This is a genomic window from Aeromicrobium sp. JP4, from assembly GCF_054957925.1.
The window spans coordinates 422188-449053 of the sequence record NZ_CM143290.1; the positions used below are offsets into that span (position 1 = coordinate 422188).

Sequence of the window (26866 nt, forward strand, 5' to 3'; positions counted from 1 at the left end):
GTAGGCTGTGGCCGTGGCAGGCAAGCGCGTTCGCCGGATCGAGGGCGAGGAGGAGATCGAGGTCGCTGCGACCTCCGAGGCCGACTCGCGCTCCGAGCGAGCCGATCCCGCCCCCGCCCCGGTGGAACCGTCGCCCGAGGCGCGACCCGAGTCGCTGCCGAAGGCCGCGCAGGAGCCCACGCCCGAGAAGCCCTCGCTCAGCGGCGAGCTGTTCACGGTGCCCAACCTGCTGAGCGCCATCAGGATCCTGCTGGTTCCCGTCTTCCTGTGGCTCGTGCTGGTCCCCGAGGCGGACCTGCTCGCCATCGGCGTGCTCGTCGTCTCGGGCATCACCGACTACCTCGACGGCAAGATCGCCCGCGCCACCGGCAAGACCACCCGGCTCGGCGCGGTCCTGGACCCCGTGGCCGACCGGCTCTACATCCTCGCGGTCGTCGTCGGCCTGGGTCTGCGCGACATCATCCCGTGGTGGCTCGCCGTGATCCTGCCGCTGCGCGACGTGGTGCTGTTCTCCCTCGTGCCGTTCCTGCGCACGCGCGGCTTCAGCGCCCTGCCGGTCCACTTCCTGGGCAAGGCCGCCACCGCAGGACTCCTCTACGCCTTCCCGCTGCTGCTCCTCGGCGACGGTGACGGCGCGGTGGCCAACCTCGCGCGCGTCTTCGGCTGGGCGTTCACCATCTGGGGCGTCAGCCTCTACTGGTGGGCGGGCATCCTGTACGCCGTGCAGGTGCGGCGGCTGCTGGCCTCGACCCCCCGGTCGCGATGAGCGAGCGGACCGACGAGGCCTCCTCCGTCCGGGAGGCCGAGTCGATCCTCGACCGGCTCGCGGCCACGGCGCTCGACGACGACTACTACGCCGCCCACGACACCGCGCCCGGCCAGGTCTCGAAGCTGCTCGCCGGAGTCGCCGTGGCGGTCTTCGCACTCATGATCACCGTGGCCGCCGTCCAGACGCGCATCGACCGCCCGGCCACCGAGGTCGAGCGCAACGCCCTGATCGAGAACATTCGCGTGCGCGAGGACCTGGTCGCGAGCAAGCAGGAGACCGTCGCGGGGCTGCAGGGCGAGATCGCCGACCTCCAGGCCGAGTCCGTCGTCGACGGTCCCGGCACCGAGGCGCTGCGCGTCGCGGCCGGGTCCACGCCGGTCGTCGGCCCGGGCATCGAGCTCACGGTGGAGTCGTCCGCCAACGAGGACCGGCCCGGGGGCGAGCTCTCCGACAGCGACGTCCAGCTCATCGTGAACGGCCTGTGGCTGGCCGGCGCGGAGGCGGTGGCGGTCGGCGGACACCGGCTCACGTCGACGTCGGCGATCCGCTCGGCGGGCGAGGCGATCACCGTGAACTACCGATCGGTCACCGAACCGGTCGTGATCGAGGCGATCGGCGATCAGGAGACCCTCGAGAACCAGTGGGAGCAGGGGCCGTCGGGTCGCTACCTCGCCGCGCGTGCCGAAGCCGATGGCATCAGGTTCGCCGTGCGAGGATCAGACGATGTCGAGCTGCCCGCTGCCCCTGAGGCGCGGCTGAGGGTCTCGGCCGAACCCCTGAGGAGGAGCGCTTCGTGATCCCGGTCATCGGTCTCGTGGTGGGTGTCACGATCGGCCTCGTGCTGCAGCCCACGGTGCCCACCGCGCTCCAGCCCTACGTGCCGATCGCCATCATCGCCGCGCTCGATGCCGTGCTCGGAGCCGCGCGCGCATTCCTCGAGGGTCGCTTCGACGACCGCGTCTTCGTGGTCTCCTTCGTGTCCAACGTGGCCATCGCGTCGCTGATGGTGTTCCTCGGCGACCAGCTGGGCGTGGGCTCGCAGCTGTCCACCGGCGTGATCGTCGTCCTGGGCATCCGGATCTTCGCCAACTCCGCTGCCATCCGCAGGCTGATCTTCCATGCGTGACCTCCGCAGCCGCTCGGCCTGGATCGTGGCGCTCCTCGTGGGCCTGCTGGCCTTCACCATGACGGTGCAGTGGAGCCAGGACGACGAGACCGACGACTTCAGCGGGGTGCGTGGCGTCGAGCTGGCCGAGCTGCTCAAGTCGCTCGACGCGACGAACACGCGCCTGTCGCAGCAGATCGAGACCCTGCGTGCGTCCCGCGACGACCTGCGCGACTCGAGCGAGAGCTCGGCCGAGGCCCGCAAGGCCGCGGTCGAGCGCGCCAACTCCCTGGCGATCCTGGCGGGCACCGTCGGTGCCGAGGGATCGGGCATCGAGATCTCGATCACCGCGCCCGCGGGCGCGGTCACCGCCTCGGTCCTGCTCGACGCGGTGCAGGAGATGCGTGACGCCGGCGCCGAGGTCATCGCCCTGAACGGCGTCGCTCGCGTGGTGGCCCAGACCTGGTTCCTCGACGACGACGCCGGGGTCCGCGTGAGCGGCCGCGTGCTCAAGCCCCCGTACGTGATGGAGGTGATCGGCGACCCCGAGACGCTCGCCGACGCCGTCACCTTCCGCGGCGGGCTCGCCGATCGCGTCGAGAGCCGCGGGGGAGACGTCTCGGTCGAGAAGCGCCAACGCCTGCGTGTGACCGCTGTGGCTGACGCCCCCGAGCCCCAGTACGCTCGACCCGCGAACGACTGATCGCCTGAAGATGGAGGACGACCATGATTCCTGAGGACCTGTTCTACAGCGCCGAGCACGAGTGGGTGCGCGTCGAGGGCGACGTCGCCATCATCGGCATCACCGACTTCGCGCAGGACCAGCTCGGCGACATCGTGTACGTCGACCTGCCCGCCGAGGGCGACTCCGTGGACGGCGGCACCGTCGTCGGCGAGCTGGAGTCCACCAAGTCGGTCTCCGACGTCTTCACGCCGGTCTCCGGCGAGGTCATCGCCCGCAACGACGCGCTCGAGGCGACCCCCGAGGTGATCAACTCCGATCCCTACGGCGAGGGGTGGCTCCTGAAGGTCCGCACGAGCGAGGACGACGTCACGTCGGGCCTGCTCACGGCCGAGGCGTACTCGGCTCTGGTGACCGGCTGACCGGTCGGGTCGCGGGTGTTAGGTTTGGGGTCGAAGGAACTTTGAACCCCCACTTGAGCAAACCTTCAAGCTCTACTTGAGACGGAGTTGATCGCGGTGACGACGCCGGACGGTTTCGATGAGACGAACTTCATCCCGGTCATCGACGCCGACACCGAGGAGATGTCGGCCGGCGACGTGTTCGCGGTCGAGAACCTGCAGGTCGGCAACGCGATGCTCCTCGTGCAGCGCGGCCCCGACGCCGGCTCGCGCTTCCTGCTCGACCAGGACGTCGTCTCGGCCGGCCGCCACCCCTCGAGCGACATCTTCCTCGACGACATCAGCGTCTCCCGCCGTCACGCGACCTTCTCGCGCCGCGGGAGCGGGTACGTCGTCACCGACCTGGGCAGCCTGAACGGCACCTACGTCAACCGCGACCGGATCGACGGGGACATCCCGCTCGCGGGCGGCGACGAGGTCCAGCTCGGCAAGTACCGCCTCATCTACTTTCCCGGCACCGTGGCCTCCGAAGGTGGTCAGTGACCACGAGTGAGGCCGGGCGCGAACCGCTGCTCGGCATCTCCCAGGTGATCGCCGAGCTCTCCGGCGAGTTCCCCGACATCTCGCAGAGCCGCATCCGCTACTACGACGAGCAGGGTCTCGTCGAGCCGCGCCGCACGCCGTCGGGCTACCGCAAGTTCAGCTACGGCGACGTCGAGCGGCTGCGGTTCGTGCTGCGCATGCAGAAGGACCGCTACTGGCCGCTGAGCCACATCCGTCAGGTCCTCGACCAGATGGACTCCGGCGAGGTGCCCGACACCGAGCTGCGCGCCACCCTGCGCGTGCCGCAGGTGACCCTCGCCGCCGACGGCACGCCCACGCCGCAGTCGGTCACCGAGGGCGGCGGGGCCACCCGCATGACCCGCGAGGAGCTGATGGACGCCGCCGGGATCGACGCGCAGACCCTCGACCAGGTCGAGGAGTTCGAGCTGATCCGTCGGCGCCCCAACCAGCGGTACTACGACACCGACGACCTCGTCGTCGCGTCCCTCGTGGGCCAGCTCGCCGAGCTGGGTCTCGAGCCGCGGCACCTGCGCGGCTTCCGCAGCGCCGCCGACCGCGAGCTGGGCCTGCTCGAGCAGGTCGTCCCGCCGGCCACCCGCCAGCAGTCCGGTGCCGCCGCCAACCTCGCCGAGCTGGCCGCGCTCAACGTGCGCCTGCACACGGTGCTCGTGCGCGCCGGCCTGCGTTCCTGACAGGGAGGTCGCCGTGCGCGAACTCGACATCGTCGGAGTCCGGGTGGAGATGCCCACCAACCAGCCGCTGGTGCTGCTTCGCGAACGCGAGGGCACGCGCTACCTGCCGATCTGGGTCGGCGCGATCGAGGCCTCGGCCATCGCGTTCGCCCAGCAGGGCACCGTGGCCCCGCGGCCGCCGACGCACGCCCTGATGGCCTCGATCATCGAGGGCCTCGGCGACGAGCTGACTGAGGTGCGGATCGTCGACGTACGCGACGGAGTCTTCTACGCCGAGCTGGCCTTCGCCGGGGGAGCGGTGGTCGACGCCCGACCGTCCGACTCGATCGCGCTGGCCCTGCGCACGGGGGTCCGGGTGGTGTGTGCCGAGGACGTGCTCGACGTCGCCGGCTTCGCGCAGACGCCCGACGAGGACGAGCAGGTCGAGCAGTTCCGTGAGTTCCTCGACCACGTCGACCCCGAGGACTTCGAGAAGCCTTCAAGTGAGGGTTGAGACTTTTTACCCGCCGACACGCGCGGCGGTGCGTGCGTCGAGAGACTCTCACGTCTAACTTGAGGGTACGCAAGACCACAGTGGTGTGGTTCTCTTGTTGTGGGAGGCCGGTCCACCGGCCGCCAGGAAGGCGTGAACATGATCGAACCTCGTGACGAGGCAGCGGAGGCGCAGGCACACGCCAGCGCCCAGGGCCTGCTGTTCGACGACGACCTCGCGCCCATGCCCCAGGACACGGGGTTCCGCGGTCCGACCGCGTGCAACGCCGCCGGCATCACCTACCGTCAGCTCGACTACTGGGCCCGTACCGGCCTGGTCGAGCCCACGGTCCGCTCGGCCACCGGCTCGGGCACCGCGCGCCTGTACTCCTTCAAGGACATCCTGCTGCTCAAGATCATCAAGCGTCTCCTCGACGCCGGTGTCTCGCTCCAGCAGATCCGCACCGCGATCGACCACCTCCGCGAGCGCGGCACCGAGGATCTCACGCAGGTCACCCTCATGAGCGACGGCGCCAGCGTCTACGAGTGCCGCTCCGCCACCGAGATCGTCGACCTGCTCCAGGGCGGTCAGGGCGTCTTCGGCATCGCCATCGGCGGTGTGTGGAAGGAGATCGAGGGCTCGCTCCACGAGCTGCCCACCGAGCGCGCCGAGGCCGACGTCCCGGTCGCCGGCGACGAGCTGTCGCAGCGCCGCGCCCGCAAGGCCAACTGACGGACGCTCCGCCCGCCCCGACATCGCTCGGGGTAGGCTGGTCACGCCGTTCGACCCGTACGGGAGAGTCCCGTCCCAGGGCGCCGAAGGGGCAATTCCTCCCCGGAACCTCTCAGGCCACAGGACCGTACGTCACAGGCGACTCTGAAGGCGTGCCACCGGCACGACGACAGAGGGGGAGGGCCTTGTCGTCGAGCCCTCGGAGCCCCGCCCATGTCGCAGTCGGTCCCCACGCCCCAGTCCGCCCGCCAGCCCGCCACCCGCTTCGTCGACCGTCACATCGGTCCGCGCGCGTCCGACCAGGCCGCGATGCTGCAGCGGCTGGGCTACGACAGCCTCGACGCGCTGATGCAGGCCGCGGTGCCGTCGGGCATCCGCTCGGTCCTCGACGGACTGCCGGCGGCCGCGAGCGAGACCGAGGCCACCGCCCGCCTGCGTGAGCTGGCCGACCGCAACACCCCGGGCGTCTCGATGATCGGCCTGGGCTACCACCCCACCACGACCCCGGCGGTCATCCGCCGCAACGTCCTGGAGGATCCCGCCTGGTACACCGCCTACACGCCCTACCAGCCCGAGATCTCCCAGGGCCGACTCGAGGCGCTGCTCGCGTTCCAGACGATGGTGGAGGACCTTGCCGGTCTGCCCACCGCGAACGCGTCGCTGCTGGACGAGGGCACGGCCGCGGCCGAGGCGCTCACCCTCGTGCGCCGCGCCGACCGCAAGCGCACCGACCTGCCGGTCGTGGTCGACGACGGACTCCTGCCCCAGACCCTCGCCGTCCTGCACACGCGGGCCGAGGCGGTCGGGCTGCCGCTCGTGGAGGCCGACCTGCGCGAGGGCCTGCCCGAGGGGGACTTCAGCGGGGTCATCATCGCCTACCAGCGGGCCGACGGCACGGTCATCGACCTGGCGCCCGTGATCGACGCGGTCAAGGCGTCCGGGGCGCTCGCCGTGGTCGTCACCGACCCGCTGGCCCAGGTCCTGCTGCGCTCGCCGGGCAGCCTCGGCGCCGACGTCGTGGTGGGCTCGACCCAGCGCTTCGGCGTCCCGATGTTCTACGGGGGACCGCACGCCGGCTTCATGGCGGTGCGCTCAGGGCTCGAGCGCCACCTGCCCGGACGCCTCGTCGGCGTCTCGGTGGACTCGGCCGGACGTCCGGCCTACCGCCTCGCGCTGCAGACGCGGGAGCAGCACATCCGCCGCGAGAAGGCCACGTCCAACATCTGCACCGCCCAGGTGCTGCTGGCGGTCACGGCCGCGATGTACGCGGTCTACCACGGTGCCGAGGGCCTCCGCGAGATCGCGACGCAGGTGAACGGCCGCGCGTCGCGCCTGGCCGCCGGCCTGCGTGCCGCGGGCGTCGAGGTCGCCTCCGACCGCTTCTTCGACACCGTCACGGCCGTCGTGCCGGGGCGGGCCGCCGAGGTCGTCGCCGCGGCGCGCGAGTCCGAGATCCACCTGTGGCGCTTCGACGACGACCGCGTCGGCATCGCCGTCTCCGAGCCCACGACCGACGCGCACCTCGAGGCCGTGCTCGCGGCGTTCGGCGCCGGGAGCCTGCCACACGAGGCCGACGCCTCGCTCGAGCCGGCCTGGCTGCGCGACGACGAGATCCTGACCCACCCGGTGTTCGTGGAGCACCGCAGCGAGACCCAGATGCTGCGCTACCTGCGCCGGCTCAGCGACCGTGACTACGCGCTCGACCGCGGCATGATCCCGCTGGGCAGCTGCACGATGAAGCTGAACTCCACCACCGAGATGGAGCCGATCAGCTGGCCCGGCTTCGCCGACCTGCACCCGTTCGTGCCGGCGCAGGACGCCGCGGGCATGATCGAGCTGGTCGAGACGCTGGAGTCGTGGCTGGCCACCGTCACGGGCTACGCCGCCGTCTCGGTGCAGCCCAACGCCGGCTCGCAGGGCGAGTTCGCCGGGCTCCTGGCGATCCGCGAGTACCACCGCAGCCGCGGTGAGGAGGCGCGGGACGTCTGCCTCATCCCCAGCTCGGCGCACGGCACCAACGCGGCCTCGGCGGTGATGGCGGGCATGCGCGTCGTGATCGTCAAGGCCACCGACGCCGGAGAGGTCGACCTCGACGACCTGCGCGCGCAGTGCGAGACCCACGCCGACGACCTCGCCGCCATCATGGTGACCTACCCCTCGACGCACGGAGTGTACGAGCACGGCATCAGCGAGCTGTGCGACATCGTCCACGAGCACGGCGGCCAGGTGTACGTCGACGGCGCCAACCTCAACGCGCTGCTGGGCCACGCCCGCCCCGGCGACTTCGGCGGCGACGTGTCGCACCTGAACCTGCACAAGACCTTCTGCATCCCGCACGGCGGCGGTGGACCGGGCGTCGGTCCGGTGGCCGTGGGCGAGCACCTCGTGCCGTTCCTGCCCAAGCACCCCTTCCACCCCGACGCCGACCGCCGGCAGGCCGCGGGCACCATCAGCGCCGCCCCCTACGGCTCGGCGGGCATCCTGCCGATCCCGTTCGCCTACGTGGCGATGATGGGCGCCGACGGCCTCACCGACGCCACGTCGGTGGCCGTGCTCGCGGCCAACTACGTCGCGGCGCGGCTCGGCGAGGCGTTCCCGGTGCTCTACTCGGGCGACCACGGCCTCGTGGCCCACGAGTGCATCCTGGACCTGCGCGAGATCACGAAGAACGCGGGACTGAGCATCGACGACGTCGTCAAGCGCCTCATCGACTACGGGTTCCACGCGCCGACCATGAGCTTCCCGGTGGCCGGCACCCTCATGGTGGAGCCGACCGAGTCCGAGGACCTGGCCGAGCTCGACCGCTTCTGCGAGGCGATGCTGGCGATCCGCTCCGAGATCGACCGAGTCGCGGGGGGGGAGTACGACGCCTCGGACAACCCGCTCGTGAGCGCCCCGCACGCCGCTCACGAGCTGGTGGACTGGACGCACCCGTACCCGGTCGCCGAGGGCGTGTTCCCGGCCGGCACGACGCAGGACAAGTACTGGCCGCCGGTGGGTCGGATCGACAACGCCTACGGCGACCGGAACCTGGTCTGCTCCTGCCCGCCGATCGAGGCGTTCGCCTGATCGGTCCACCAGCGCACCACGCGGTCGACGACGGGTCCGGGGTGCTTCGCCCACAGCACGTGGTGGGTGGAGCCGCCCTCGGGTACGAGGTCGCGGGTGTACTCCCAGCTCGTCAGGGCCGACTTGTCGACAAGTGTCCGTTCGAACCGGTGGGCAGCCGCCTCGATGGAGAAGCCGTCGCCGGCCAGGTGCACGGCCAGTGTCGGCAGCGTGATGCGGCGCTGCACGGGGTAGGGCGGGCGACCGGTGCGGACGACGCGTGCCCACTCGCGCATCAGCGTGCGCGCACCGGGACCGCCGAACCACGGCTTCGGCACGTATCCCCGGACGAGGCCGACCACCGGCACCGTGAGCGCCATCGCCGCGAGCGGCAGCCCGATCCGGGGGTAGTGGCGGAAGTGGGGGAGGGACACGCCCACGAGCACCATCGCGTCGGCCGGACGGGGGCCGATCTGGACCGCACCGCCGAGCTGGCCGCCCAGGCTGTGCCCGAACAGCACGACCGGCCGGTCGGGATGCTCGATCCGGGCCGCATCGATGGCGGCCTGGGTGTCGGCGATCTCGTCGGCGTACGACCAGTCGTGACGACGCGACGCCCGGGGAAGGTCGCGCTCGAAGCCACGCCGGGGCAGGGCGCGCGCCTCCCAGCCGCGTTCGCGGAAGGCCGCCTCGAGGGGGCCGTAGAAGGACGAGGGGACCGCCATCGCGGGCGAGATCAGGACGACCGGGGTGCTCACCCGACCATCCTGCCAGCGTGAAAGACTCACGTCTGACATGCCTGACGCCCTGGTCTACGTGACCTCCGCCGCCGCCCTCGCCGCCGCCGTGTTCGCGGGCTGGCACACGGCGAGGTCGTACCGCTTCAGCAACCCGCTGTTCTACTCCGTCGCGGTGGTCGAGGTCCTGCTCCTGGCCTGCCTCGTCTGGGGGATCGTGGCCGTCACCGGCACCGACCGCGACGTCGAGAGGGCGCTGTACGTGTCGTACCTGGCGACCACCGTGCTCATCCCGCCCGCCTCGGTGCTGTGGGGGATCGGCGACAAGACCCGCTGGGGCACCGGCGTGGTCGCGGTGGCGATGTTCACGGTGTCGGTCATGCTGATCCGTACGCACCAGATCTGGGTGGGACATGGCTGAGCACGACACCGACACACAGCACGGGTTCGGACGCGCCCTCGTGGCGGTCTACGCCGTCTTCGCCGTGGCCGCCACGGCGCGGTCGGTCTACCAGCTCGTGACGAAGGCCGACGAGGCCCCGGTCGCCTATGCGCTGTCGGCCGTCGCCGGTGTCGTCTACGGGATCGCGACGTGGGCGCTGGCCACCGGCAACCGCCGGGTCGCCACCGCGGCGATCGGCTTCGAGCTCGTCGGCGTGCTGGGTGTCGGACTGCTGAGCATCGTGGACTCCGAGCTGTTCCCCGACCAGACGGTGTGGTCGGGCTTCGGCGCCGGCTACGGCTTCGTCCCGCTCGTGCTGCCCTTCGTCGGCCTGTGGTGGCTGCGCCGCACCCGGGGAAGGTGAGAGCCCCGTGCGCTCATACCGCGCGGGGCTGATCCCATTGAAACCCGCCTCGTGCCCGAATCCCGGCAGCGACACGGTCTGATGAGCGATCGTGCGTACGAGTTCCGGTCGGTCTGGGACGTCGCGGAGCCCCCCGAGCGGCTCTGGCGCACCCTGGAGCAGTTCCTGGAGCAGGACGACCCGCTGCCGTGGTGGGAGGCGGTGAGCGTGACCGCCCACCGCGGCGAGGAGATCGATCTCGTCGCGCGCAGCGCCTTCGGCTACCGGCTGCGCTTCACGGTGCACGACCTCGACCTGCAGCCCACCACCACGATGCGGTTCCGCTCGCGCGGCGACCTCGACGGGTCGGCCCACCTCGACTTCGCGCCGGGCCGCGCCGGGCGGACCCTGCTGACCATCGACTGGCACGTGGACACCACCGCGCCGTGGATGCTGCGCTCGGAGCGGGTGCTGCGCCCGGCGTTCGTGCTGGCGCACGGTCTGGTCATGAGGTCGGGAGAGCGGCGACTGAACCGGTGGTTGCGGCAGCGAGGCTGACGACGTCGCCGATCACGGTGATGGCCGGGGCCTGCGCGTGGGCGGCGCGGTCGGCGATCGTGCCGAGGGTGGCGATCGTGGTGCGCTGGTCGGGGGCGAAGCCGCGCTCGACGACGGCAGCGGGCGTGTGCGGGTCGTGCCCCGCCGCAATGAGCTCCTCGGCCGTGGTGCGCAGCCGCTTGACGCCCATCAGGAGCACCAGGGTGTGGTCGCCGCGGCGCGGCAGCTCGCCGACGGCCTCGTGCCCGGTGAGCACCGAGAAGCCGCGCGCGACCCCGCGATGCGTGACGGGGATGCCCGCCGCCGCGGCCACGGCGATCGCCGACGTGACCCCGGGGACCACCTCGACCTCGACCCCGGCTGCGCGGCACGCGAGGAGCTCCTCGCCACCGCGCCCGAAGACGTAGGGGTCGCCGCCCTTGAGCCGCACGACGACCTTGCCCTGCTGGGCGCGGTCGACGAGGAGCTCGTTGATCCGCTCCTGCGGGATGGGGTGGTGGTCGGGCTGCTTGCCGACGTCGATCACCTCGACGTCGGGGGCGAGCTCGGCCAGGACGGACTGCGGGGCGAGGCGGTCGAACACGACGACGTCGGCCTCCGCGAGCAGGCGCCGGCCCCGCGTGGTGAGCAGGCCGGGATCACCGGGGCCGGCGCCGACGAGCGCGACGAGCCCCTTCGCGTGGGTGCGGTGGCGCAGCGGGAGGTCGCCGGTCTGCAGGGCCGTGGCCACCGCGTCGCGCAGGGCTGCGGCGCGGCCGGCGTCGCCACCGCCGCTGACGGCGATCGTGATGTCGTCGACGCGGGCCACCGCGGGGGTCCAGGCCGTGGCGCGCTCCGGGTCGCCGCCCTTGAGGCAGAAGATGCGCGCCGCCTCGGCGTCGTCGGCGACGAGGTCGTCGACCGGCGGGACGTCGGTGGCGGTCTGCACCAGCCAGGCACCGTCGAGGTCGCCCGTGCGGTAGGCCCGCTCGTGCCACGTGATCGTGCCGCGGCCGATCGCCGAGGCGAGCGAGTCCGACACGGCGGGGGAGACCACGTGGACGTCGGCGCCGGCCTCGAGGAGGGAGAAGGCGCGGCGGGTCGCGACGTGACCTCCGCCGACCACGACCACGCGGCGACCGGCGATCCTCAGGCCGAGGGGGAAGGTGCTCACGTGTGCAGGCCGCACTCCGACTTGTCCAGGCCGGCCCAGCGGCCGGCCCGGGGGTCCTCACCGGGCGCCACACGGCGCGTGCAGGGCGCGCAGCCGATCGACGGGTAGCCGTCGTTCAGCAGCGGGTTGAGGATCACGTCGTGCTCGTTCGCGTAGTCGAGGACCTGGTCGAAGGTCCAGTCGGCCAGCGGGTTGATCTTCACCAGGCCGTTCTTCTCGTCCCACGTGACGAAGGGCGTGTCGGCGCGCAGCGGGCTGTCGTCGCGGCGGACGCCGGTGATCCAGGCCTCGTAGCCGCCGAGCGTCTCGGTGAGCGGCTCGACCTTGCGCAACTGGCAGCACAGCGCCGGATCCCGCTCGAAGAGGCGCTCGCCGTACTGGGCGTCCTGCTCAGCGACGCTCTGGCGCGGCATGACGTCGACGATCGTGAGCTGCATCGACGACTCGACCGCGTCACGGGTGCCGACGGTCTCGGCGAAGTGATAGCCCGTCTCGAGGAAGAGCGTGTCGACCCAGGGGATGTGACGTGCGACAACATGCGGCAGCACGGCGTCGGCCATCGAGCAGGCCACGGCGGTCAGGTGCCCGAACTCCTCGGCGACCCACGCCAGCAGGGCATCGGTCTCGCCGTCGGCGAACCGCGTCGAGGCCTGCAACGCGAGGGCACGCAGCTCGTCAGGGGAGCGCCGCGGGCGCTCCGCCCGGGCTGCCAGGTGCTCGCTGCGGTCGCGGTCGTGGGCCAGCTGGCGCTCGCGCCGTTCGGCCAGGGTCGGGCTGCTCACCCCTCCAACCTAGTTCGCCGCCGTGCACGACTCCCACTCGTCCAACATGCGAACATCGCCAACTCACGGCAAGGTGGAGTCGAACCTAACGAAGGGAGTCACCCCCATGTGGGACACCATTTTGTGGATTGCTGCGGTGATCATCGCGATCTTCGGCATCATCCGTCTCGTCCAGCGCGACTTCGTGATGGGCGCAGTGCTCATCGTCATCGCTCTGCTGGTCGGGCCGGGCGGCGTGAGCCTCTTCACGTAACAGACGCCTAAGGTGGCGACATGGTTCGCTATCTCGACATTCATCCCGTCGACCCGCAGCAACGCACCGTCCAACAAGCGGTCGCGTTGCTGCGGGGAGGCGGGATGATCGCTTATCCCACCGACTCGGGCTACGCCCTCGGCGCGCAGGTCGGCAATGCCGACGCCCTGCAGCGCATCCGGTCCATCCGTGGCCTCGACGACAAGCACCACTTCACCCTCGTCTGCCGCGACTTCGCCCAGCTGGGCCAGTTCGTCCACGTGGACAACGCCGTGTTCCGCGCCGTCAAGGCCGCGACCCCCGGCCCCTACACCTTCATTCTTCCCGGCACCCTCGAGGTGCCCAAGCGCCTGCTGCAGGCGAAGAAGAAGACCGTCGGCGTCCGGATCTCCGACCACCGGATCACCCGGGCCCTCGTCGAGGAGCTCGGCGAGCCGATCCTGAGCTCGACGTTGATCCTGCCCGGCGAGACCGAGGCGATGACCCAGGCCTGGCAGATCGGCGAGGAGCTGGGCGACCGCGTGGACGCCATCGTCGACTCCGGCGAGGAGGTCATCGCGCAGCCCACCACGGTCGTCGACCTCTCCGAGGGCTACGCCGAGGTCATCCGCGTCGGCGCAGGCGATCCCACGCCCTTCGAATAGGTCCCGGCCCGGCCGGGTCCTCCGGGGGCTGTGCGAGGCGCTCGCGGGCCCGGGCCGCGCGCCGCTCGTGCCAGGCGGCCGCCTCGACCTCGATGTCGCGCAGCGCGGTGACCACAGGCGGGCCGCCCTGCAGCTGGCGTCGTGCGGCGACGATCCGGCGGTTGAACTCCTCCACGGCCTCGCGCACCGCGCGCTCCGACCTGAGCCCGTCGAGCTCGTCGCGCAGCACCTCGTCATCCTTGCGCAACTGCAGCGCCTCGGGCAGCACGCCCGTGATGTTCTCGCGCTCGATGAACCGCTTCAGCCACCAGTCAGGCTCGGCCGCGGTGTCGATGTGGGGGAGAGGCTTCCCGGCGAGCGGCAGGTCGTCGAACTCGCCGCGCGCCATCGCGGCACGGATCTGCTGGTCGACCCAGAGGGTCTGGTCCTCCGGACGCCGTCGGGGCGGGGGAGGGGAGTCGTCCTCGGACTCGTCCGTACCCGCCGTGTCAGCGTCCGGTTCCAGGCGGTACCGGGCGGCGCGGCGGCGGGCGTCGTCGTTCATCGGCTCAGCGGGGGTTCCTGATCCCCAGCACCTGGTGCGACGTGCAGGCCATGACGAGCGCGATGATCCAGCCCACGACCGTCCATCCCAACAGCAGGTTGAGCCAGAAGATGGCGCCGGTGTTGGACTTGCCGCGCGTGGCGGCGATCGCCCACGGCAGCATGTACCCGGCCGTGGCGATGGCGATGATCCAGCCGAACACCGTCTGGAACGGTCGGCCGCGCTGGTCGGTGATCAGGTCGTTCACGGTCCCAGCCTACGACTGAACGGCCAGTGCCACGAGGATTCGATCGCCCTCCGAGCACCCGGCGGCCTCCCGGACCGACTTCTTGATCGGCAGGATGAACGAGCGCAGCTCCTTGCTGGGGAAGACCGAGGTGTTCCAGGTCTGGGACCCCACGGTCACCTCGACCTTGACCGAGCCGAACCCGGCACGCACGGGAGTGCGGTCGTCGATGTCGTCGGCCACGTCCTCCGGCAGCGTGACGAAGTGCCACGCCCCGTCCTCACGCCAGCGCCACAGCGTCGCCTCGAACTCGTACACGGCACGAGCCTGCCCGATGACGGTGTCAGAAGGCGAACAGGGCGATCGGGTCGCTGGTCGGCTCGGACGTGTCCGGGTCCTCCTCGACCGTCACGCCCGCCGCGGACGCCGTGAGCGCATCGCCCTCGAGCAGGACGGTGTTGTCCGGGCCCTGGGGCATCGTCGCGGCCTTGACCATCTCGTCGCCCTGCTGGAGCCACACCACGTAGGAGTGACCCTCCGGGGCCGCGGGCATGTCGTGGGTGACGAGCACGGCGCGCTTCTCGGCGGCCGAGCGCACCACGGTGGCGCTCGCGCCGTCGTCGAACGTCTGGGTCACCCGCTGTGCCTGCGGGTCCTCCAGGACGCGGTCGGTCGCGGAGAGGACCTGCGAGGTCCCGTCGTTCCACGGCTCGGTGATAGCGACGCCGACGCCGGCGGCCAGGACCACGGCGGACGCGGCGGCCACGAGCAGCAGGCGAGGATCGAAGCGGTGCCGGCGGGAACGCCGGGCCGGCTCGGGCGGGAGCTGACGCACCTCGGTGATGGCGGCGAGCACGGACTGGCGCAGCGCCGGGGGCGGCTCCTCCAGGCTGAGCTCGGTCAGCACGGCCGCCGTCTCGCGGAGGCTGGCCACCTCGGCCTGGCAGGCCTCGCAGCCCGCCATGTGCCGTTCGAAGCTCTCTCGCTCGGCGTCGGTGACGGCGTCGAGAGCATAGGCGCCGGACAGCGCGTGCACGTCGCTCATCTTTCTGCTCCCATCGCGTCACGAAGTCTGATCAGGCCGTCCCGGATGCGGGACTTCGCCGTGCCCACGGGCACGTCCAGCATGGTGGCGACCTCGGTGTGTGTACAACCTCTGAAGTAGGCCAGGTCGATGGCCTCCCTCTGCGTCTCGGTGAGGCCGGCCAGGGCCCGGCGGACGCGCTGGGCGTCCAGCCGGGCCTCGACCATCTCACTCGTCGAATCATGCGCCACCGCGACGTCCCGCAGGACGTGCTGCGTGTCGCGTGCCGTGGCGGCCTCCGCGCTGCGGACCCGATCCACCGCCCGGCGGTGCGCGATCGTCATGAGCCAACTCAGGGCGGACCCGCGAGCGGGGTCGAACCGTGCTGCCTGCCGCCACACCTCGAGGTAGACCTCCTGCGTGACCTCCTCGCTCTGGGCGCGGTCCCGCACGATCCGCCGGACGAGTCCGTGGATGCGCGCGGAGGTCTCGTCGTACAGCGTGGCGAAGGCGGCTTCGTCGCCGCGTCCGCACCGCCTCAGGGTGTCGGCCAGCGCCTCGGGCGGCGACTCTTCGCCGCCCGAGGGCACTGCTCGCAGGTGGTTCACCGGAGTTGTCCCGTCAGTCGCAGGTCAGGGCATCAGGACGGAGTCGACGACGTAGACCTTGGCGTTCGCCGTGTCGACGTTGCCGCAGATCACGGCCGCCTCGCCCACGGTGAACTCCTCGCCGGAACCCTCCACGGTGATCGTGTCACCCGCGAGGGTCTCGTGCTCGCCGGCCACGTCCTCGGGCGCCAGCTGGCCCTCGACGACGTGATGCGTCAGCACCTTGGTCAGCGCGTCCTTGTCGGCCAGCAGGGCGTCCAGGTCGGCGGCGGGGATCTTGGCGAACGCGTCGTCGGTCGGAGCGAACACCGTCAGGGCCTCGGCGCTGTTCAGCGTGTCCACGAGGTCGGCGGCGGTGACGGCCTTGACCAGCGTGGTGAGCAGGGGGTTGTTGGACGCGGCGGTCGCGACCGGGTCGTCGGCCATGCCGTCGACGGAGCCCTCACCCTCGGTGGGGACGGCGGAGCAGCCGGGGCCGAACGGACCGGTCATCGCCTCGGCGGCCATCGACTCGGACGCGGAGGGCGTCGTCGACTCGCTGCTGCTGGAGTCGTCGCCACTGCTGCTGCAGGCGGCCAGACCGACGCACATGAAGGCGGCGGCAGCGGCGGCTGCGGTACGGCGGGGGAGCAAGCGGTTCATGATCGTGCCTCTCATTGGGTGACGAAGTTGTCAGTCATTCGGTGCCGGGGCGCATCCGGATGGGTCGATTCATGTGACCTGGACCACGATCTGCTGGTATCCGCTGGAACCATCGGGAAAAGGCGCCGCTCGCTTCTCGGTCTGGACCTCCCCGTCGAGGCTCTTGGCACGCACGGTGAGCGTGTGGCGGCCGGGCTCGGCGTCCCAGAGCATGTACCACTGGCGCCAGTAGTCCACACCGGCATCGGGGCCGAACTCCGCGGGCTCCCAGTCGCCGTCGTCCACCTTGACCTCGACGGCGCCCACGCCGCGACCCTGAGCCCACGCGACGCCGCCGACGACGACGCGACCCGCGCCGACGGGTTTCAGCGCGGCGGGCGTGTCGATGCGCGACGAGATCTTGATCGGCCCGTCGATGGCCCAGTCGCGGTCGGTCCAGTAGGCCGACTTCTTCTCGTAGGTCGTGACGGTGAGCCGGGTGAGCCACTTCGTGGCGCCGACGTACCCGTAGAGCCCCGGAGTCACCAGGCGGGCCGGGAAGCCGTGGTCGCGGGGGAGCGCCTCACCGTTCATGGCGACCGCCACGATCATGTCCCGGCCGTCCTGGGCGGCCGCCAGGGGAGTGCTGATCGTGAAGCCGTCGACGGCCGTGCTCAGGATCTGGTCGGCACCGGACCGCACCCCCGCCCGCTCGAGCAGATCGGACACCCGGACCCCCAACCAGCGGGCCGCACCGACGTACGGGCCGCCGACCTCGTTGGAGACGCAGGTGAGGGTGATGTCGCACTCGACGAGCGGGAGCTCGAGCAGCTCGTCGAAGGTCAGCTCGTAGGGTCGGTCGACCATGCCGTCGATCCGCAGGGTCCAGGTCTCGTGGTCGACCACGGGGACCGTCAGGTTGATGTCGACGCGGTAGAAGTCGTCGCGGTCCGTGCGGAACGACGAGATGCCGCGGTACTGCGCCTCGAGTCCACGGGGGAGGGGCGGCAGGGGCTTGCGAGCGCGAGGGAACACGATGTTGGTGACGTCGCGGGCGCGCACCGTGAGCCACTGGCCCACCGATCCGACGACCACCGCGGCACCCACGATCGCTCCGGTCCCGATCAGGAGGCGTCGTCGGCCGGGGCCGTCCGCGACCTCGTCGGGCTCGTCGGGCCCAGGGGAGAGCCAGCGCAGGACGACGATGGCGACGATCGCGGTCACGGCGGCTGGCAGCACGTCGACGGGGCGAGCCGCGGGGCGGGCCAGCGCGGCCCAGCCCGCAGCGGCCACGAGCCCGAGCACGACGGCGGCGCCGGCGATGAACGACCGGCGGGCCAGCAGGCCGCCGAGCGCCGCGAGCAGCAGTGTCACGACGAGCACCGTTCCGAGCAGGATCGGCTTGTCGGCGGTGCCGAACCGCTCGATGGCGAACTGCTTGAGGGCTGTCGGTGTCCGGTCGATCACCGCGCTCCCGACGGAGAGCACGGGGGAGGCGGCCGGCGCGATCAGTGCGGCGGCGAGGTGCCCGGCGGCGAGCCCCGCCAGGGCTGCGGTCAGCCCCGAGGTGACTCCCGAGACGGCTTCGTGGCGATTCATGGAAGGGGTTCGTTGCGGAGCGCCGAACGGATGGGACCCGAACATGAGAGCACTCTCATGTTTCGTTCACCTCCGGCTCACTTCGGCTCTGCACGATGGGGTCATCACGTACCGAACGAAGGAGCGCACGATGAAGACCAAGACCCTCGCCCTCGCCCTGACCGGCGGCGTCCTGCTGGCCGGACTGCCCGCGATGGCTTCCGCGGATGACGACGACAACCGCAACATCAGCCGCAAGGGCAGCTTCACGGTGAAGAAGAACCGCGACATCGACGGCAACATCAGCATCCGCAAGGGCAACCTCGTGGTCAACGGCGACGTCGACGGGAACCTCACGGTGCGCCACGGCAACATCATCATCCGCGGTGACGTGGACGGCAACGTCCGCCAGCTCGGTCGCGGCTCCGTCACGGTCACGCCCTCCGGCTCCGTCGACGGCAACATCACCGAGCGCGACAGCGGCAACCTGACCGTCGCGGGCGACGTGGACGGCACGGTCACCGAACTCCACAGCGGCCACGTCCGCATCTACCGCGCGGCGGAGATCGACGGCAGCGTCCGTGAGCGCGGCGCCGGCCACCTGCTGATCTGGCGTGGCGCGGACGTCGAGGGCTCGCTCAGCGAGGGTGGCGCTGGTCGCCTCGTGCGCCGCTGACCGACCTCAGCCCGGAACGGCCCCTGGAGCACCCGCTCCGGGGGCCGTCCGCGTCTCGGGAGGGTCACTCACCCGGAGGCCGGCTTGAGCCGTGCGGCGGGCAGCCACCCGGTGTGGACGACACCGTCCGGCGAGGCCCACGTGCACAGCGCCTCCCAGCCCTTCACCACGGGTCGCCACTCCACGAGCACCCCGGGATACACCGCGGGCGCGTGCTGGACGGTCGACAGGTTGACCCAGACGTGCTGGGGCCGGATGCGAGGCGGGGGAGTCACGGCCGGAGGGTCCAGCGCCGACAAGCGGTCGCCGTACCTCCGGTTGTGACCCATGGGACCACTGTAGAACGGGTGTTCGACGTACGGCCCGTTTGGGCTGTATCAGCGGTCGATGTGGCGTGCCCATGCGAAGCAGAACAGGCCGAACGCCGCGAAACCGGCGCCGACGAGGGCGATCACGACGGGCCCGAACGGCTGGTCCAGCACGGTGAGCAGCGCCTCGTCGATGCCGCCGGACTTGTCCGGCTCGTGGGTGATCGCGGCGTAGCCGAAGAGCGCGGCGACGCCCAGGACCGCGGCACCCTTGGCGACGTAGCCGATCTTGCCCAGCCAGACGTAGGCCGAGCCGACGCGGCCGCTGGCGCCGCCGGCCTCGATGTCCTTGAGGAAGCGCTCGGTCAGACCCTTGTAGATGAGGTAGACACCGACGGCGGCGATCCCGAGGGCCACGAGCCCCACGAGCGCCTGGCCGAGGGGAAGGTCCATCAGCTTGGCGCTGAACGACGCGGTGCCGTCCTTCTTCGAGGAGCTCGACCCGGTGACGACCTTGAAGGCGCTGAACGCGATGACGGCGTACAGGACCGCCTTGCCCAGGCTCGTCACCCGCTTGCGCAGTCGCTTCGGGTCGTCCTCCTGGCGGTGTCCCACCGCGGCCTCGATCGCCTGCCACACCGCGAGCAGCACCATGCCGAGGCCCACGGCCCACACGATCGGCTCGCCGAAGGGCTGCTGGGCGAGCTCACGGACGGCGCCGGTGCTGTCGGCCTTGTTCTCGCGGTCGCCGAACGCGAGCTGGAGGGTGAGCCAGCCCATCATCAGGTGGACGATGCCGAACGCCACCAGTCCGGCACGTGCCACGTAGTCCAGCGCGGGATGGTCGTCCACCGCGCGCGCGGTGGATCTTGCTGATCGGGGGGACATGGCCCGAGCCTAGGGCGTCCGGGACGGCGCGGCCCGTTCACGACGGCCGCGCACGTTCAGGTGCCGAGGATCCGACGCGCGAGGGTCTCGACGAGCGCGTCGACGTCCGCGGTCTCGTCGAGCGGGACGGTCAGACGGTCGAACACCAGGCCGTCGATCGCGTAGTGGAACAGGGCGATGTCCGAAGCGTCACCGGGCAGGCCCATGGACGTGTTGAACTCGACGTCGGCGGCCAGGCCGTCGCGGCGCCAGCTCGTCAGCGCCTCCGCGACATGGGGGCGGCGCGTGGCCTCCAGGCGCAGCTCGAACAGCGCGATCATGACGTCGGACTCCGCCGTCAGCCGGTGGACGATGTCCTTCAGGTAGTCCGTGAACAGGTCGATGCCGGGGGTGCGCCGCGCGAGCTCCGCGTGGATCTCGGGATCGGGGGAGAGGCGCTCGCCGATGCGCACGAGGATCGCGTCGATGATGCCGTCGCGCGAGGCGAAGTAGTTCGACGCCGTGCCCTTCGGCACGCCGGCCTCGAGGTCGATCGCCCGGTGCGTCAGCCCCCGGGAGCCCTGCTGCGAGAGGACTCTCACGGCGGCGTCGGCCAGGAGCGTGCGGCGCTCGACATTGCGGACCATGGCCTCAGGGTATCGCTACCACGACGGGCGTCGTGGTACGTTTCAACCACAACATCCGTAGTGAATGGAGAGATGATGCGCGAGCTCGTCTTCTACGTCGCCGTCTCGATCGACGGCTTCATCGCCGAACCCGACGGTGCCTTCGATGCCTTCCCGGTGACCGGCGATCACGCCGCCGTCCTCACGAGCGACTTCGCGGACGCCGTTCCGTCGGGATTCCTCGAGGCGCTCGGGATCGCGCCGCCACGCACCCGGTTCGACACGGTGATCCAGGGGAGCAGGAGCTACCAGATCGCCCTCGACGAGGGCATTCTGAACCCGTACGCCCACCTACGCGAGTACGTGGCGACCCGCTCGGAGGCCACGCCGCCGGACGGCGTCACCTACACGGCCGACGCGCTGGCCACGATCCGGGAGCTGAAGCAGGAGGACGGCCTGGGCATCTACCTGTGCGGTGGCGGCGAGCTCGCCGGCTCGCTGCTGTCCGAGATCGATCGACTGGTGCTCAAGCGGTATCCGATCGTCCTCGGTGACGGCATCCGCCTGTTCGGCGGCGCCGACCCGACGGTCGCGCCGTTCGACCTCGTCAGCACGCGACGGTTCGAGTCCGGCCTGGTGATCGAGGAGTACCTGCGGTCCACGTGAGGGGAGCCTCTTCCGCGGGCCGCCTCGTGCATAACTGACATAATGTGCATTATCGGACAACCGTGCAGAGCGACGACAGATCTGTCGGAGCGTGATCCTACGGTCGTTCCATGTCCACTCACGAGTACTCCACGCGCCTGGCGTGGAATGGGTCCACGGGCGACGGCTACCGGGCGTACGACCGGACGCACGACGTCGAGCTCGCCGGCGGAACGCTGCCGGTGAGCGCCGATGCCTCGTTCCGCGGCGACGCCAGCATGACGAACCCCGAGCAGCTGCTGCTCGCCGCTGCCAGCTCGTGCCAGCTGCTGTCATTCCTGGCGGTCGCCGCGCTGGCCGAGGTCGAGGTCCTGACCTACGAGGACGACGCGACCGCCGTGATGCCGCAGGCCGCGGAGTCCATGCGCATCACCGAGGTCGTGCTGCGACCCCGGATCACGGCCCGCGACACGGACGAGGCCACCGTGGAGCGGCTGGTCGAGGCGGCGCACCGGCAGTGCTTCATCGCCAACACCCTGAACGCCACTGTCCGCATCGAGCCCACAATCGAGCTGGTCGCGTGATGCGCGACATCGCCGTCGTGGCCCGTGACGGTGCGGCGTCGCTGGAGCGCATCGGTGCGGTCCTGGGGGCCGCCGGCGTCGACCTCCTCGGCGGAGGAATGTGGGAGCGGACGGCGCACTACCTCGTCGCGGATGCTGACGCGGCCGCCCGTGCCCTGGCGGAAGCTGACATCGACGTGATCGCGGTCAGCGAGGTGCTGCTGGTCCCCCTCGAGGCCGACGTCCCCGGCGCGCTCGGACGACTCATGCGACAGCTCGACGTCGCCGGCGTCCGGCTCGACGTCCAGTACACCGATCACGACGGACGCAAGGTCCTCGTCGTCGACGATCGTTCCCGCGCCGCCCGCGCCCTGGGACTGACCGACGGGCCCGACCCTGCCTAGCCTGCCGGCCGCTCGAAGATCGTCTCGAGCCCGTCCACGTCGTCCCACTGCTCGCCGACCTCACGGAAGCCGTACTGGTCGAGCAGCGCCCGGGACGCGAGGTTGTCCGGACTGACCGTCGCGCGAACGACGTCGACCCGCGGTTCCGCGTTCGCGATCGCCAGCATCACCTGGAGGGCCGACCGCGCGTAGCCGCGCCGACGTCGGTCCGGGTCGATCCGGTAGCCGATCTCGACCATGCCGCGCTGGTCCGGCGCCCCGTGGAAGCCCGCCACGCCGACGACGTCGCCGGAGCGACCATCGACGATCAGGCGGGTCACCCATGCGTGGTCGTCAGGACTCACCACGAGCTGGTCACGGCGTATCTCCCAGAGCCACAGGCAGTCGGGTCCCGTGACGTACGACCCGAGCTCCAGCTCGGCGAGCCGCTCGGCCGACTCACCGTCACCGCGCGCGAGCGCGTCCAGCACGGGCAACGGGATCCGTACGAGGCCCACCTCCCGCGGTGACGAGCCGGGGTCCGTCCACGTCGCCTCGATCGACGTCAGGTCTCCGGTCATCCCTGGTCGACCAGGGCCGACCACAGGTGGCCGTCGGGATCGGCGAACGTACCGGTGTAGCCCCAGGGCTGCCGGGTTGCCCCGGTGACGATCTCGGCGCCCGCGGACCGCGCCCGCTCCAGCAGCGCGTCGACGTCGGACTCCGATCGCACCGACAGCGTGAACACGCACTCGTGCTGGTCGGTCGGCGCCACGGGACGGCCGCCGATCGCCCACCCGAATCCCCCGGTCGGCACCAGCATCACGCTCACCGTCTCCGACAGTGCGAGCTGCAGCGGCTCCGGGACGCCATCGTCCGCCAGCTCGCCCGGCGCCTCGAATCCCAGGACGTCGCGGTAGAAGTCGCGCGACCTCGGACGGTCGGCGATGGGCAGGCCGATGACGATGCTGTGCGGAGTCATGAGGTCTAGCGTGGCACTCATGAGCAGTCGACTGGAAGCACTCGTCATCGACGCCAGCGAGCCGGCGAGGCTCGCCACCTTCTGGGGCCAGGTCCTCGGCCGTGAGGTCGTCGACACCCACGATGAGGGGGTGCTCACGCTGCCCTCCCCCGACGCCCTCGGGTTCGCCATCGACATCCAGCCCACGCGGCACCCCAAGACCCTCCCCAACCGGATGCACTTCGACCTCACCAGCGCGTCGTTCGACGACCAGGAGGCGATGGTCGCGCGGGCCGTGGAGCTCGGTGCCCGCCACCTCGACATCGGCCAGGGCGCGGACGCCGAGCACGTCGTCCTCGAGGATCCGGAGGGCAACGAGTTCTGCGTCATCGAGCCCGGCAACAAGTTCCTGGCCGGCTGCGGCACGATCGGCGCCCTGTCGTGCGACGGCACCCGCGAGGTCGGACTGTTCTGGCAGGCGGCCCTGGACTGGCTGCTCGTGTGGGACGAGGACGAGGAGACGGCGATCCAGTCACCTCACGGCGGCACCAAGATCTCGTGGGGCGGTCCCCCGCTGCTGGAGAAGCCACCCAAGAACCGCTGGCACTTCGACCTGCGCCCGACGGGCGACCAGCAGGCCGAGGTCGAGCGACTCGAGCGACTCGGCGCGACCCGCACCGACATCGGTCAGGGCACGGTGGACTGGGTGGTCATGCGCGATCCCGACGACAACGAGTTCTGCGTCCTGTCCTCAGCCAGCCGCAGGTGAGGTCGTGGCGATGAACCGGGCCAGGACGTCGGCGAAGCGGTCGGGGTCGTCGAGGTGCGGGAAGTGCCCGGCGCCCTCGAACAGCTCGACCTGACAGCCCGGCACCGACTCCTGGGCCTTGATCGCGTGCCAGGCGGGGATCATCCGGTCCCTGCTCCCCCAGACCAGCAGCACCGGGATCGGGCCCACGTCCCCGAGGTGGTCGTGCGCGCTGACCGTCTGGCCGCCGGGGTCGACCACCGCACGGGTCGTCGCCAGGAACGCCTTGCGGCTCTCCTTGTCGCCGAGCGACGTGAAGCCGCGCCAGATGGCGCCGACGTCGGCGCCGGGCTTCCAGCCGATCCTGGCCGCAGCGCGCCCGGCGGACTCCACCTTGCCGAGCACCCAGCCGGAGGCGACGACGCTCAGCACGTGTTCCGCGCCCGGCAGCGTCGCGGCGCGCAGCAGCGGGCTCACCTCGCGGCCGAGCCCGCCGCTGGCCACGAGGACGAGACGCTCGACCCGATCGGGGAACAGGTAGTAGAACTGCATCGCGATGCCACCGCCGAGCGAGTGGCCCACCACCGTGACGGTGTCGACACCGAGCCGGTCGAGCAGGTCACGCAGCGTCGCCGCGTGCGAGCTCAGCGAGTAGTCCCCCATCGGCTTCGCCGAGGCGCCGTGCCCGAAGAGGTCCGGGACGATCACCCGCTGGGTGTCGTCGATCCGGTTCACGAGGTGCACCCAGTTGTGCTGGGAGCCCAGGATCCCGTGGATGAACAGGACCACGGGTCCGTCGCCCCGGTCGAGGTACGACAGCTCGTGGCCGTGCAGGACCATCGTCCGCGCTGAGGTGGACACGGGCAGCCTCCTGATCCTCGTCGGGTGTTACTCCACGGTAGCCCCGCCGGGGGTCTCCCGCGGCCCGACCGGCTTGACCCACCGGCTCCACTCCCCCTGCGGCGCATGACCCGCCGCTCGCCAGACCGCGGCTCCTGCCTCGTTCCCGTCCAGGACCATCGCGTCGAGACGGCTCGCGCCGAGATCGATGAGTCGCTCCTCGGCGTGCCGCAGCAGCCGCCGCGCGATGCCGCGTCCCCTCATGTCCCTCCCGACCGCGAGTCGGTAGAGATGCGCCCGCCAGCCGTCCCAGCCCGCGATCACGGTGCCGACGATCCGGTCATCGACATCGGCCACGATCACCGCCGCGGGATCGCGCGCGAGCAGCCGTTCCACCGCGACCTCGGAGTCCTGCGGCCGCGACGCGTTCTTCGCCGATCCGGACCAGAACTCCAGCAGCTCCCCCACGTCGGCAGGTCGTGCGTGACGCAGCACGAGGTCACCGTCGACGATCGTCAGCGGGTGCTCGGCGAACGTCGGGGCGTCGAAACCCTCCAGTTGAGCTCGCACGACCTCGTCGGTGAGCCGGTAGTCGTCCGGACCGGTGTCCCGCCGCTGACGGACGCGGTCCAGCGCTGTCGACATGTCGACCGGCAGGTGGACGGTCTCGGCCACGGCACCGAGGTCCGCGGCGAGCCCGCGGTAGGCGTCCCGCAGCGCGCGCGTCGCGAACGAGAGGTCGACCACGACGTCACGGTCGGCGCGTACCACCTCGGCGAGGCGGGCCTCCAGCTCTTCCTCGATCCCGGGCAAAATCTCGGGCGGCGCCGGCAGCGCCCTCACGCCCTGGCGCCACGTCTCGACGTCGAAGCACAGCCGAACCCAGCCGTCGGCCTCGAGGCGGCGGGCGTACGTGGACTTGCCCGACCCGGCCGCGTCGCACAGGAGGATCACGGCCACGGGCGTCGGGTCCTGTCTGCCGGAAACATGACGAGGGGAAGGCGTTCGCCTTCCCTCCTCAACGTACCGCTCGTCAGTCGGCGGAGCCGAACTTCCGCAGCACCGCGGCCAGCGCCGAGAGCGTCACGACGACCGCACCGTAGACCATCGCGGTGGGCGTGAGGCCGAACTCGCCGACCGCGAACCCGGCGATGACCGCCGGGACACCGAAGGCGACGTAGCTCGCCACGAAGACGGCGGCGAACAGCTCGCCCCGGCGCTCGGGCGGTGCCAACGGCGTGACCGAGCGCATGATGCCCATGAAGGAGGCCCCGAAGCCCGTGCCCGCGAACACGGCGGCCGCGAGGAACCAGGGCAGGCTCCCGGCAGCGAGGGCCACGAGGGTGAGGGCTGTGCCGACAGCGAGAGTGGTGGTGCCGTACAGCGTGACGCGACGGCCGGTCCACCCACGGGCGACGAAGCACATCGCGGCGCCCGCGCCGTTGATCGCGGTGATGGCCAGACCCTGCATGACGTGGCTGTCGCCGCCGAGCTCCTGGGCGACCAAAGGGGCGCCGAGGGAGAGGTAGAAGCCGCTCGTGGCCCACCCGGCGACGAGGGCGGGAAGCGCCCGGAGGAAGGCGGCGCGGGCCTCGGGAGGCACGCCGACGTTCGGTCGGAGCGAGGCCCAGACACCCGATCGCCGGGCCGACGTCTCGGGCGCCACCCACACCAGGAGCGCCATCAGCACGAACACGCCGGTGAGCACGCCGAAGATCGCGGTGAACGGATCCTCGTCCACGTACTCGAGGACGAGACCGGCGATCAGGCCTCCCGCGGCGAGTCCGGCCAGCGGCGTGACCGAGTTCGCGATCGCGCCCCAGCCCGGGTGGCTCACGGGCTGAAGGCCGACGACCGCCGCGGACATCGAGGACATCAGGAGGCCGGCGCCGAATCCCTGGACGATGCGTGCGGTGATGAGAAGACCGACGCTCTCGGCCTGCCAGAACGCGGTCATGCTGACCGCCAGGACGAGGAGTCCGGCGGTCATGACCGGCCGCCGGCCGAGGTGGTCCGACAGGGATCCGGTGAGCAGCAGCGTCACCAGCATCGACACGGCGTAGACCGCGAAGATCAGCGTCATCGTGACCGAGGAGAAGCCGATGCGCTCCTGCAGCACCGGGTAGAACGGTGAGGGAGCGCTGGCGCCGATCAGGAAGACCGTCAGTGCGACCAGGACGACGACGAAGCCCACCTGACGGCGGACCGGGGTCCGTTCGGTGGGAAGCGCTCGCATGATGAGGCCGAGTGTAGGACAGGTCACACCTGGCC

38 protein-coding genes and 1 riboswitch are annotated in these 26866 nt (G+C 71.1%); of the genes, 20 read left to right on the plus strand and 18 right to left on the minus strand.

Annotation, left to right across the window (positions count from 1 at the left end):
• Nucleotides 1–13: 13 nt before the first annotated feature.
• The 10 genes from ACY1JX_RS02125 (at nt 14) to gcvP (ending at nt 8486) form a co-directional block, all read left to right on the plus strand.
• Nucleotides 14–766 (plus strand): CDP-alcohol phosphatidyltransferase family protein, encoded by a 753-nt coding sequence (locus tag ACY1JX_RS02125; protein ID WP_338072882.1) that lies wholly within the window; start codon nt 14–16, stop codon nt 764–766.
• The gene (locus ACY1JX_RS02130; RefSeq protein WP_462565051.1) at nt 763–1566 is read left to right on the plus strand and encodes a DUF881 domain-containing protein; all 804 of its coding nucleotides are present in this window, start codon (nt 763–765) and stop codon (nt 1564–1566) included. The genes ACY1JX_RS02125 and ACY1JX_RS02130 overlap by 4 nt, the downstream gene beginning before the upstream one ends.
• Nucleotides 1563–1895 carry a small basic family protein gene (locus ACY1JX_RS02135; protein WP_181755766.1) on the plus strand — a complete coding sequence of 111 codons (333 nt, stop codon included), beginning with the start codon at nt 1563–1565 and terminating at the stop codon, nt 1893–1895. The genes ACY1JX_RS02130 and ACY1JX_RS02135 overlap by 4 nt, the downstream gene beginning before the upstream one ends.
• Nucleotides 1888–2577: a DUF881 domain-containing protein gene (locus tag ACY1JX_RS02140; RefSeq protein ID WP_462565052.1), complete on the plus strand. Its 690-nt coding sequence runs from the start codon at nt 1888–1890 to the stop codon at nt 2575–2577. Before ACY1JX_RS02135 ends, ACY1JX_RS02140 begins: the two co-directional genes overlap by 8 nt.
• Nucleotides 2578–2600: 23 nt before the next feature.
• Nucleotides 2601–2978: a glycine cleavage system protein GcvH gene (gene gcvH / locus ACY1JX_RS02145; protein WP_078701086.1), complete on the plus strand. Its 378-nt coding sequence runs from the start codon at nt 2601–2603 to the stop codon at nt 2976–2978.
• A 96-nt stretch (nt 2979–3074) separates the two neighbouring features.
• The gene (locus ACY1JX_RS02150) at nt 3075–3500 is read left to right on the plus strand and encodes an FHA domain-containing protein (protein ID WP_446678467.1); all 426 of its coding nucleotides are present in this window, start codon (nt 3075–3077) and stop codon (nt 3498–3500) included.
• Entirely contained in the window at nt 3497–4213 is a 717-nt protein-coding gene (gene ftsR, locus ACY1JX_RS02155) for a transcriptional regulator FtsR (protein ID WP_462565053.1), read from the plus strand. Before ACY1JX_RS02150 ends, ftsR begins: the two co-directional genes overlap by 4 nt.
• Before the next feature lie 13 nt (nt 4214–4226).
• Nucleotides 4227–4706: a bifunctional nuclease domain-containing protein gene (locus tag ACY1JX_RS02160; RefSeq protein WP_181755762.1), complete on the plus strand. Its 480-nt coding sequence runs from the start codon at nt 4227–4229 to the stop codon at nt 4704–4706.
• Between the two features lie 138 nt (nt 4707–4844).
• Complete coding sequence (locus ACY1JX_RS02165; protein ID WP_181755761.1) at nt 4845–5417, plus strand: MerR family transcriptional regulator; 573 nt, start codon at nt 4845–4847, stop codon at nt 5415–5417.
• Nucleotides 5418–5467: 50 nt separating this feature from the next.
• A riboswitch (glycine riboswitch) is annotated at nt 5468–5555 on the plus strand.
• A gap of 75 nt (nt 5556–5630) precedes the next feature.
• Complete coding sequence (gene gcvP, locus ACY1JX_RS02170) at nt 5631–8486, plus strand: aminomethyl-transferring glycine dehydrogenase (protein WP_462565054.1); 2856 nt, start codon at nt 5631–5633, stop codon at nt 8484–8486.
• Here the strand turns inward: gcvP and ACY1JX_RS02175 are convergent.
• Complete coding sequence (locus ACY1JX_RS02175) at nt 8432–9223, minus strand: serine aminopeptidase domain-containing protein (RefSeq protein ID WP_462565055.1); 792 nt, start codon at nt 9221–9223, stop codon at nt 8432–8434. The genes gcvP and ACY1JX_RS02175 overlap by 55 nt on opposite strands.
• Nucleotides 9224–9260: 37 nt before the next feature.
• Here ACY1JX_RS02175 and ACY1JX_RS02180 point away from each other — a divergent pair, with 37 nt between their 5' ends.
• From ACY1JX_RS02180 to ACY1JX_RS02190, 3 genes are all read left to right on the plus strand, one after another.
• Entirely contained in the window at nt 9261–9623 is a 363-nt protein-coding gene (locus ACY1JX_RS02180) for a hypothetical protein (protein ID WP_462565056.1), read from the plus strand.
• Nucleotides 9616–10008: a hypothetical protein gene (locus ACY1JX_RS02185; RefSeq protein ID WP_462565058.1), complete on the plus strand. Its 393-nt coding sequence runs from the start codon at nt 9616–9618 to the stop codon at nt 10006–10008. The genes ACY1JX_RS02180 and ACY1JX_RS02185 overlap by 8 nt, the downstream gene beginning before the upstream one ends.
• Before the next feature lie 81 nt (nt 10009–10089).
• On the plus strand, nt 10090–10545 hold the full coding sequence (locus ACY1JX_RS02190) for an SRPBCC family protein (RefSeq protein WP_462565059.1): 456 nt from the start codon (nt 10090–10092) through the stop codon (nt 10543–10545).
• Here the strand turns inward: ACY1JX_RS02190 and cobA are convergent.
• Both cobA and ACY1JX_RS02200 read right to left on the minus strand, forming a co-directional pair.
• A complete protein-coding gene (gene cobA, locus ACY1JX_RS02195; RefSeq protein ID WP_462565060.1) occupies nt 10493–11698 on the minus strand; it encodes a uroporphyrinogen-III C-methyltransferase in 1206 nt (401 codons plus the stop codon). The genes ACY1JX_RS02190 and cobA overlap by 53 nt on opposite strands.
• Nucleotides 11695–12480, minus strand: coding sequence for a phosphoadenylyl-sulfate reductase (locus ACY1JX_RS02200; RefSeq protein WP_462565061.1), 786 nt, complete (start codon nt 12478–12480; stop codon nt 11695–11697). Before ACY1JX_RS02200 ends, cobA begins: the two co-directional genes overlap by 4 nt.
• A 106-nt stretch (nt 12481–12586) precedes the next feature.
• Between ACY1JX_RS02200 and ACY1JX_RS02205 the strand changes: the two genes are divergently transcribed.
• Together ACY1JX_RS02205 and ACY1JX_RS02210 are read left to right on the plus strand one after the other, a co-directional pair.
• Nucleotides 12587–12733: a GPGG-motif small membrane protein gene (locus ACY1JX_RS02205; protein ID WP_172806395.1), complete on the plus strand. Its 147-nt coding sequence runs from the start codon at nt 12587–12589 to the stop codon at nt 12731–12733.
• 20 nt (nt 12734–12753) lie between these two features.
• Nucleotides 12754–13377, plus strand: a complete 624-nt coding sequence (locus ACY1JX_RS02210) for an L-threonylcarbamoyladenylate synthase (protein ID WP_462565062.1) — start codon at nt 12754–12756, stop codon at nt 13375–13377.
• On the opposite strand, the gene ACY1JX_RS02215 is transcribed toward ACY1JX_RS02210, so the two are convergent.
• The 7 genes from ACY1JX_RS02215 to ACY1JX_RS02245 all read right to left on the minus strand — a co-directional run bounded on the left by ACY1JX_RS02215 (nt 13337) and on the right by ACY1JX_RS02245 (nt 17999).
• Complete coding sequence (locus tag ACY1JX_RS02215; protein WP_181755752.1) at nt 13337–13921, minus strand: DnaJ family domain-containing protein; 585 nt, start codon at nt 13919–13921, stop codon at nt 13337–13339. The genes ACY1JX_RS02210 and ACY1JX_RS02215 overlap by 41 nt on opposite strands.
• A gap of 4 nt (nt 13922–13925) precedes the next feature.
• Nucleotides 13926–14168 carry a superinfection immunity protein gene (locus tag ACY1JX_RS02220; protein WP_206680006.1) on the minus strand — a complete coding sequence of 81 codons (243 nt, stop codon included), beginning with the start codon at nt 14166–14168 and terminating at the stop codon, nt 13926–13928.
• Between the two features lie 9 nt (nt 14169–14177).
• Nucleotides 14178–14465, minus strand: a complete 288-nt coding sequence (locus ACY1JX_RS02225; protein ID WP_462565063.1) for a DUF1905 domain-containing protein — start codon at nt 14463–14465, stop codon at nt 14178–14180.
• A 25-nt stretch (nt 14466–14490) separates the two neighbouring features.
• Nucleotides 14491–15192, minus strand: coding sequence for an anti-sigma factor (locus ACY1JX_RS02230; protein ID WP_181755751.1), 702 nt, complete (start codon nt 15190–15192; stop codon nt 14491–14493).
• Nucleotides 15189–15779, minus strand: coding sequence for an ECF RNA polymerase sigma factor SigK (sigK, locus tag ACY1JX_RS02235; RefSeq protein ID WP_181755750.1), 591 nt, complete (start codon nt 15777–15779; stop codon nt 15189–15191). Before sigK ends, ACY1JX_RS02230 begins: the two co-directional genes overlap by 4 nt.
• Nucleotides 15780–15803: 24 nt before the next feature.
• Nucleotides 15804–16421: a fasciclin domain-containing protein gene (locus tag ACY1JX_RS02240; RefSeq protein ID WP_286928786.1), complete on the minus strand. Its 618-nt coding sequence runs from the start codon at nt 16419–16421 to the stop codon at nt 15804–15806.
• Between the two features lie 69 nt (nt 16422–16490).
• Nucleotides 16491–17999, minus strand: coding sequence for a molybdopterin-dependent oxidoreductase (locus ACY1JX_RS02245; RefSeq protein WP_462565064.1), 1509 nt, complete (start codon nt 17997–17999; stop codon nt 16491–16493).
• Nucleotides 18000–18129: 130 nt separating this feature from the next.
• Here ACY1JX_RS02245 and ACY1JX_RS02250 point away from each other — a divergent pair, with 130 nt between their 5' ends.
• Nucleotides 18130–18654: a polymer-forming cytoskeletal protein gene (locus tag ACY1JX_RS02250; RefSeq protein ID WP_286928788.1), complete on the plus strand. Its 525-nt coding sequence runs from the start codon at nt 18130–18132 to the stop codon at nt 18652–18654.
• Between the two features lie 68 nt (nt 18655–18722).
• On the opposite strand, the gene ACY1JX_RS02255 is transcribed toward ACY1JX_RS02250, so the two are convergent.
• Genes ACY1JX_RS02255 through ACY1JX_RS02265 form a run of 3 tightly spaced genes read right to left on the minus strand, consistent with a single transcriptional unit; the run spans nt 18723 to nt 20476 of the window.
• Nucleotides 18723–18983 (minus strand): hypothetical protein, encoded by a 261-nt coding sequence (locus tag ACY1JX_RS02255; protein WP_179424339.1) that lies wholly within the window; start codon nt 18981–18983, stop codon nt 18723–18725.
• Nucleotides 18984–19031: 48 nt separating this feature from the next.
• Nucleotides 19032–19850 (minus strand): DUF1206 domain-containing protein, encoded by an 819-nt coding sequence (locus ACY1JX_RS02260; protein WP_181755745.1) that lies wholly within the window; start codon nt 19848–19850, stop codon nt 19032–19034.
• A 56-nt stretch (nt 19851–19906) separates the two neighbouring features.
• A complete protein-coding gene (locus ACY1JX_RS02265; protein ID WP_462565065.1) occupies nt 19907–20476 on the minus strand; it encodes a TetR/AcrR family transcriptional regulator in 570 nt (189 codons plus the stop codon).
• 75 nt (nt 20477–20551) lie between these two features.
• Here ACY1JX_RS02265 and ACY1JX_RS02270 point away from each other — a divergent pair, with 75 nt between their 5' ends.
• The 3 genes from ACY1JX_RS02270 to ACY1JX_RS02280 all read left to right on the plus strand — a co-directional run bounded on the left by ACY1JX_RS02270 (nt 20552) and on the right by ACY1JX_RS02280 (nt 22067).
• Nucleotides 20552–21121, plus strand: a complete 570-nt coding sequence (locus ACY1JX_RS02270; protein ID WP_462565066.1) for a dihydrofolate reductase family protein — start codon at nt 20552–20554, stop codon at nt 21119–21121.
• Between the two features lie 110 nt (nt 21122–21231).
• Complete coding sequence (locus ACY1JX_RS02275) at nt 21232–21684, plus strand: OsmC family protein (RefSeq protein WP_462565067.1); 453 nt, start codon at nt 21232–21234, stop codon at nt 21682–21684.
• A complete protein-coding gene (locus ACY1JX_RS02280) occupies nt 21681–22067 on the plus strand; it encodes an amino acid-binding ACT domain-containing protein (protein WP_181755741.1) in 387 nt (128 codons plus the stop codon). The genes ACY1JX_RS02275 and ACY1JX_RS02280 overlap by 4 nt, the downstream gene beginning before the upstream one ends.
• On the opposite strand, the gene ACY1JX_RS02285 is transcribed toward ACY1JX_RS02280, so the two are convergent.
• Both ACY1JX_RS02285 and ACY1JX_RS02290 read right to left on the minus strand, forming a co-directional pair.
• Nucleotides 22064–22627, minus strand: coding sequence for a GNAT family N-acetyltransferase (locus ACY1JX_RS02285; RefSeq protein WP_462565068.1), 564 nt, complete (start codon nt 22625–22627; stop codon nt 22064–22066). The two genes, ACY1JX_RS02280 and ACY1JX_RS02285, sit on opposite strands and share 4 nt — an antisense overlap.
• Nucleotides 22624–23028 carry a VOC family protein gene (locus ACY1JX_RS02290; protein ID WP_462565069.1) on the minus strand — a complete coding sequence of 135 codons (405 nt, stop codon included), beginning with the start codon at nt 23026–23028 and terminating at the stop codon, nt 22624–22626. Before ACY1JX_RS02290 ends, ACY1JX_RS02285 begins: the two co-directional genes overlap by 4 nt.
• Before the next feature lie 19 nt (nt 23029–23047).
• On the opposite strand from ACY1JX_RS02290, the gene ACY1JX_RS02295 reads away from it, so the two are divergent.
• The gene (locus ACY1JX_RS02295) at nt 23048–23776 is read left to right on the plus strand and encodes a VOC family protein (protein WP_462565070.1); all 729 of its coding nucleotides are present in this window, start codon (nt 23048–23050) and stop codon (nt 23774–23776) included.
• Here the strand turns inward: ACY1JX_RS02295 and ACY1JX_RS02300 are convergent.
• From ACY1JX_RS02300 to ACY1JX_RS02310, 3 genes are all read right to left on the minus strand, one after another.
• Nucleotides 23759–24616: an alpha/beta fold hydrolase gene (locus ACY1JX_RS02300; protein ID WP_286928801.1), complete on the minus strand. Its 858-nt coding sequence runs from the start codon at nt 24614–24616 to the stop codon at nt 23759–23761. The two genes, ACY1JX_RS02295 and ACY1JX_RS02300, sit on opposite strands and share 18 nt — an antisense overlap.
• Before the next feature lie 27 nt (nt 24617–24643).
• Complete coding sequence (locus ACY1JX_RS02305; protein ID WP_462565071.1) at nt 24644–25555, minus strand: GNAT family N-acetyltransferase; 912 nt, start codon at nt 25553–25555, stop codon at nt 24644–24646.
• A 73-nt stretch (nt 25556–25628) separates the two neighbouring features.
• Nucleotides 25629–26831, minus strand: a complete 1203-nt coding sequence (locus tag ACY1JX_RS02310; RefSeq protein WP_462565072.1) for an MFS transporter — start codon at nt 26829–26831, stop codon at nt 25629–25631.
• Between the last annotated feature and the right edge of the window lie 35 nt (nt 26832–26866).